Origin of the sequence: Pseudomonas sp. EGD-AK9, assembly GCF_000465935.2 — a bacterium.
Taxonomy (GTDB): domain Bacteria; phylum Pseudomonadota; class Gammaproteobacteria; order Pseudomonadales; family Pseudomonadaceae; genus Aquipseudomonas.
This window is the reverse complement of record NZ_AVOF01000202.1, coordinates 1-6,102: the sequence shown is the minus strand read 5'-3', so window position 1 is coordinate 6,102 and position 6,102 is coordinate 1. Positions and strand designations below refer to the sequence as shown.

6 protein-coding genes are annotated in these 6,102 nt (G+C 64.5%); 3 read left to right on the top strand and 3 right to left on the bottom strand.

Translation table 11 applies throughout. The features are described from left to right. A partial coding sequence (locus N878_RS10835; protein ID WP_021443675.1) for an ATP-binding protein occupies positions 1–690 on the top strand: 690 nt, incomplete at its 5' end. Positions 691–1,015: 325 nt separating this feature from the next. On the opposite strand, the gene N878_RS28355 is transcribed toward N878_RS10835, so the two are convergent. Further along, entirely contained in the window at positions 1,016–1,705 is a 690-nt protein-coding gene (locus N878_RS28355) for a hypothetical protein (protein ID WP_156350870.1), read from the bottom strand. Positions 1,706–1,971: 266 nt separating this feature from the next. Here N878_RS28355 and N878_RS10830 point away from each other — a divergent pair, with 266 nt between their 5' ends. Beyond that, on the top strand, positions 1,972–2,469 hold the full coding sequence (locus tag N878_RS10830; protein ID WP_021443674.1) for a hypothetical protein: 498 nt from the start codon (positions 1,972–1,974) through the stop codon (positions 2,467–2,469). Positions 2,470–2,664: 195 nt separating this feature from the next. Then, entirely contained in the window at positions 2,665–3,162 is a 498-nt protein-coding gene (locus tag N878_RS29510; protein ID WP_021443673.1) for a hypothetical protein, read from the top strand. A gap of 11 nt (positions 3,163–3,173) precedes the next feature. Here the strand turns inward: N878_RS29510 and N878_RS10820 are convergent, their stop codons facing one another. Continuing rightward, positions 3,174–5,483 (bottom strand): ATP-dependent DNA helicase, encoded by a 2,310-nt coding sequence (locus N878_RS10820; protein ID WP_021443672.1) that lies wholly within the window; start codon positions 5,481–5,483, stop codon positions 3,174–3,176. Then, positions 5,480–6,102: VRR-NUC domain-containing protein (locus N878_RS10815; RefSeq protein ID WP_021443671.1), on the bottom strand; the 623-nt coding region annotated here is incomplete at its 5' end. The genes N878_RS10820 and N878_RS10815, both read right to left, overlap by 4 nt.

The window sequence follows — 6,102 nt, the reverse complement described above, 5'->3', positions numbered from 1 at the left end:
ATGCGCACCGAGCTGGAGGGCAAGGCCTATGTCGAGCGCTACGTGCACACCCTGACCCACGAACTGAAGAGCCCGCTGGCGGCCATCCGCGGCGCCGCCGAACTGCTCGATGGCGAGATGCTGGCCGTGCAGCGCCAGCGTTTCGTGGCCAATATCCAGCAGGAAAGCGCGCGCCTGCAGCAACTGATCGAACGCCTGTTGCACCTGGCCCAGGTGGAACAGCGCCAGGGCCTGGAGGAGCGGGTGGCGGTGCCGCTGGCGGCGCTGGTGGACGAACTGCTGCAGGCGCAGCAGGCGCGCATCCTCGCCGCCGACCTGCGGGTCGAGCAGGCCGTGCCGGCGAACCTGAGCCTGCGCGGCGAACGTTTTCTGCTGCGCCAGGCGCTGGCCAACCTGCTCGACAACGCCCTGGACTTCACCCCGCCCGGCGGCACGATCCGCATCAGCGCCGAACGCCAGGGCCAGCGGGTGACGCTGCGCCTGTTCAACCAGGGCCAGGCGATCCCCGACTACGCCCTGGCGCGCCTGACCGAACGCTTCTACTCCCTGCCGCGCCCCGGCAGCGGCCGCAAAAGCACCGGCCTGGGCCTCAACTTCGTCCAGGAAGTGGCCGAGCTGCATGGCGGCGAGCTGCGCATCGGCAATGTCGAGGGTGGGGTGGAGGTGTGCCTGACTCTGCCTGGCGCATAAGCCGGAAGATCAAGGCGTCACTCGTAGCCCGGATGCAATCCGGGGCAATTCGTCGTCTGGCAAACAGTTCCCGGATTGCATCCGGGCTACCAGGCTGGCCTGCTTGTAGGAGCGGCTTTAGCCGCGAATGTCAGGGATAAATTTCGTGGCGCGTCTGCTTTGCGGAAGTGTGGGGAACGAAGGCTCGGGGATAAAGTCCATTTTTTGCCTTCTGGCATTGCTAGTGGCCTATTTCGGCTTAGGGCGGACTCGGAGCTACGAAGCAGCGTAAAGGCCATCCCTGTCCCGAAGGGGCGGCAATAGCTGCTTGTTAGATACAGCTCTGCTAATTGGGCTCATAATTTAATGCATTAGCTTTAAGTTCATCAGAAAGTTTTTCCCAGGATGTTGTCTTTGTTTCAATATTGGCAGTTCTTATAGTCAGTGATGGTTGGTAACTCTTTATGGCTTCTTCAAATGCCTTCTGGAAGTCAGGTGAGAGCTTTCTTATGGCGATGCTATTGCTAGATACGACAAAGCCTGGTGCAGTTATGGGATTGCCGATATCTGAGGACATGGCACTGAGGCTGTCAAAGGATATTGCATCTGAGTCTAAGGATATGGCCGTGCCGCTGGCCAGGTATGCGACGGTCTTGTCTTCCGGACCTTTTACGGAAAAGACATATGTTCGCCGCTTCCGTGGTGCAGTTTCTACGAAGTGCACGGCGGTTTCCCATTCGCCCTTAGAAGACTCCTTTGGCTCGGTTACAACTACAGCAGCTTGAATTGGTTTCACGACTTCTTCTTGGGCAACTTTCGCTCGGACATCGGGTAGCACGGCTACAATACGGTCGATTCTTCGGTTAGTGTCTTCTACGAGTTTATTCGTCCCTTCTGTCTTCGTGTCTACTGCCCCAAGAGTGGCATTCATCGTAAATACGGTGTATAGCAGCCATAGCATGGCAGCAGTAAATACACTTATTGCGACTACTACTGCCTCAGCGGTATGAGCTCTCACAATTTTAATAAGCGGCATATGGCGGGCTCCTCTATGAGTGGTAGTTGAATCTAACGCCACACATCACCGGCAGTAAAAAGTAGAGCGAGGAACGATCGAAGCTTTTTATGGCGAAAAGGGGACGGATTTATTTACAGGATAGCCTGTTCGCCCCTAGCCGACAGTGGACGATAAGATAGAAAAAGTCGTCTCCACCCAGTGCCCCCACTCGAGGCCCGCCTACAATACGCCCCCGATCAACCTGGGCCATGCATATGGCTGTCTCGAACAAGGAACCCGCCGCCATGGCCTCCCCGGATAAACAGAAAAAGCGCGCCCAGCGGGCCAAAGCCAAGGCCAAGCAGAACCGCGTGGGCAAGCCCAAAGCCAATGTGGTGCATCCGCTGCTGGCCAATCCGCTGATCGACGAGCCGTTCGACGATGTCGCCATCGACCTGAGCACCTTCGACTTCAAGGACATCGAGGAGAACGGTTTCAATCCGGCGGACTTCGACGACCTGTTCCAGGCGATGCGGGTCGGCGAGGGCATCAGCCTGCTGGCGCTGTGTCTGGTGTTCCTGCAGTACCCGGTGCTGGAGCTGGTGGTCGCCGAGGAGGCGGAAGATGCAGCCACCGACTTTATGATGGGCCTGCTGATCGTCTATCGCGGGATCTTCCACGATGAAGACGAGGACGCGGCGGTGGAATGGATCGGCAGCGACGCCTTCCAGACGGCCTACAACGAAGCCTCGCTGATCCTGCAGCAGAAGCACGCTCGCCGCACCCCGGGGAGCCGCGTCTAGCCACGCGGCGAGCACGGCCTGGCCCTGCGCTTCCCGCCCGTCGATTTACCCGGCTGAAACCTTGGAGCGGGGTTTTGTTTCAGCTTTGTATCTGCTGATTCGATTGTTTAGATTGTTTATTTGCGCTTTTTTATCAATTTCGTGCGAGTAGCATAGGTTCCGTAGCCACCTTCCAGCCCGCCCCGGAGCCTGACCATGAAAAAGCACATCCTCGCCAGCCTCGTTATCGCCGCCCTGTCCGCCAGTGCCTTCGCCTTGCCGCAGTCTTCCGTTCAATCCAGCGCTGCGCCGCTGGTGGCCGAAGGCGGCGCCGACCGTGTAGGCGTCAATCGCGTCGCCGCCGATGGTGCGGAACGTGTCGGGGCCAATCGTATCGCTGCCGATGGCGCGGATCGCGTCGGTGCCAATCGCGTCGCCGCCGATGGCGCGGATCGCGTCGGTGCCAATCGTATCGCCGCCGATGGTGCGGACCGTGTCGGGGCCAATCGTATCGCTGCCGATGGCGCGGATCGTGTCGGTGCCAATCGCGTTGCCGCCGATGGCGCGGATCGTGTCGGCGTCAACCGTATCGCCGCCGACGGTGCGGATCGCGTCGGTGCCAATCGCGTTGCCGCCGATGGTGCGGATCGCGTCGGGATCAACCGTATCGCCGCCGATGGCGCCGACCGCGTCGGGGCCAGCCGTATCGGCTGATGCCGCCTCGCTCAGGTTTCGACTGAAGGCGCCCGCTCGGGCGCCTTCGTCGTTTCTGCTGGCAGGCGCATGGCCTCGACCTGCCACCAGCTCGGCAGCAGGTTGCGCACTTCCGGGCGGGCGAAGCGGTCGTCGATCAGGTAGAGCACGCCCTCGTCCTCCGGCGTGCGGATCACCCGGCCGGCGGCCTGCACCACCTTCTGCAGGCCGGGGTAGAGGTAGGTGTAGTCGTAGCCGTTGCCGAACAGCGCGTGCATGCGCTGGCGGATTTCCTCGTTGATCGGGTTGACCTGGGCCAGGCCGAGGGTGGCGACGAAGGCGCCGATCAGGCGGTCGCCGGGCAGGTCGACGCCCTCGCCGAACACCCCGCCGAGCACAGCGAAGCCGATGCCGCGGCCGCCGACCTGGAAGCGTTCGAGAAAGCCCTGGCGCGCCGATTCGTCCATCTGCCGCGACTGCACCCAGACAGGAATCTCGGGATGTTCGCGAGCCAGCAGGTCCAGCACCTGTTGCAGATACTGGTAGCTGCTGAAGAAGGCCAGGTAGTTACCCGGCCGTTCGCGGTACTGGCGGGCGATCAGCCGGCAGATCGGTGCCAGCGAGGCCTCACGGTCGCGGTAGCGGGTCGACAGGTTGCGCACAGCGCGCACCTGCAGCTGTGCGGCGGTAAAGGGCGAGGCGACGTCCAGGCACTGGGTCTCCTGCGGCAGGCCGAGCAGGTCGAGGTAGTAGTGGCTGGGGCTGAGGGTGGCGGAGAACAGCGTGGCGCTGTGCGCGTCCTCGAAGCGCGGGCCGAGGAAGGGCGCGGGCAGGACGTTGCGGATGCACAGGGTGGAGTAGCTGCGGCCGTTGCCGGCCTCGACGCGGCTGATGTCGAACAGCGAGTGCGGGCCGAAGCTCTCGGCCAGGCGGCAGAACAGCATGGCGTCGAGGTAGAAGCTGAGCAGCTCGCCGGCATTGCCCTCGGGCTGGTCGGTGAGCAGATCGGTGATGGCGCTGACCGCCTTGCCCAGCGCGGCCAGCAGCAGGTCCGGCGCCAGCGGATGGACCTGATAGGGCACCTGCTGCTCGCGGTGCAGCTGGTTCCAGTGGCGGTCGACCCGCTCCAGCACGCCTTTCAGCTTGGTCGGCGCGTCGCGGCGCATGGCCTTGAAGCGCGCCTGGTCCAGCTCGGCGCTGTACATGCTGCGGCCGCGTTCGACCAGGTTGTGCGCCTCGTCCACCAGCAGGCAGACGCGCCACTGGTTGACCAGGGTCAGGCTGTGCAGCAGGGCGCCGAGGTCGAAGTAGTAGTTGTAGTCGCCCACCACCACGTCGCTCCAGCGGCACAGCTCCTGGCTCAGGTAGTAGGGGCAGATGCCGTGGGCGAGGGCGATGGCGCGCACCGCCTGCTGATCCAGCCAGCGTTCCTTCAGCGCCGCGCTGCGCGCCGCCGGCAGGCGGTCGTAGAAGCCCCTGGCCAGCGGACAGGAGTCGCCATGGCAGGCCTTGCTCGGGTGTTCGCAGGCCTTGTCGCGGGCCACGTGTTCCAGCACCCGCAGCGGCGTCTCCGGTTCGCGCAGGCGCTGCAGGGCATCCAGGGCGAGGCGCCGGCCCGGGGTCTTGGCGCTGAGGAAGAACAGGCGGTCGAGCTGCTGGCCGGGCATGGCCTTGAGCTGCGGGAACAGGGTGCCGAGGGTCTTGCCGATGCCGGTGGTGGCCTGCGCCAGCAGGTAATGGCCGTCGCGTGCGGTGCGGTACACGGCCTCGGCCAGTTGCCGCTGGCCATGGCGAAATTCGTCGTAGGGAAAGCGCAGCGCGGTCAGCGCCGCGTCGCGCGCCAGGCGGTGGGCCTGCTCCTGGCGCGCCCAGTGGATATAGCGGCGGCATTGCAGCTCGAAGAACTCGCGCAATGCGCAGGCAGAGTGGCGCTCGCGAAACACCGTCTCCTTCTGGCTGATGACGTTGAAGTACACCACCGCCAGGTCCAGCTCATCGAGTTCCAGCGCCTGGCACAGCAGCCAGCCGTAGACCTTGACCTGCGCCCAGTGCAGCAGGCGGTGGTTGGCCGGGATGCGCGCGACGTCGCCGCGGTGGGTCTTGATCTCTTCCAGCAGGCGAAACTGCGGGTCGAAGCCGTCGATGCGGCCGCTGACCCACAGTTCCTCGAACTCGCCACTTACCGCCAACTCGGACATATAGTCGGGGCCGCGCCTGGCGACCACCGTGGCGTGGCCGGCGATGCCTTCGGCGGCGGTGGGCGAGGGGGTGAAACGCAGGTCGAGGTCGCCCTCCTTGGCGGTGAACTCGCACAGCTCGCGCACGGCGATGCGCAGGCTCAATCGCTCCACTCCACGTAGCAGACGCTGACCGGCATGCCGTGCTCGGCGCAGAACGCCAGCCAGCGTTTCTGGTTGTCCTGCAGGCGGTCGCCGGGGCCTTTCACCTCGATCATTCGGTAGCGCCGCTCGGCCGGCCAGAACTGGATCAGGTCGGGCATGCCGGCGCGGTTCTCGCGGATGTCGGCGAGCAGGCGGCGGAACCAGGCGCCCAGGTGCGCCGGCGGCAGGCAGGCCAGCGCCTGCTCCAGACGCTCGGCGTCGAGCAGCTCCCAGAACAGGAAGGGCGACTGGATGCCGAACTTCTCGGCATGGGTGCGGCGCATGGCCTCGACGTAGCTGCCGTCGTCCAGGCGTGCCAGGCAGGCGGCGAACAGTGAAGCGCGGCGCGCGTGGAAGTCGGCGCGGTGCAGGTCCACCGGGCCGGTATGGAAGGGGTGGAAGAAGGCGCCGGGCAGCGGGGCGAAGATCGCCTCCCAGCAGAGCAGGCCGAACAGCCCGCAGATCAGCGTGTTCTCCACGTAATGCACCGGCGCCTCGGACTCGGCCAGGTGCGCGGCCACGGCCAGCTCGACGCTGGCGGCGCGCGGCAGGCGCAGGTCGAGGCGATCCTCGACCGGCT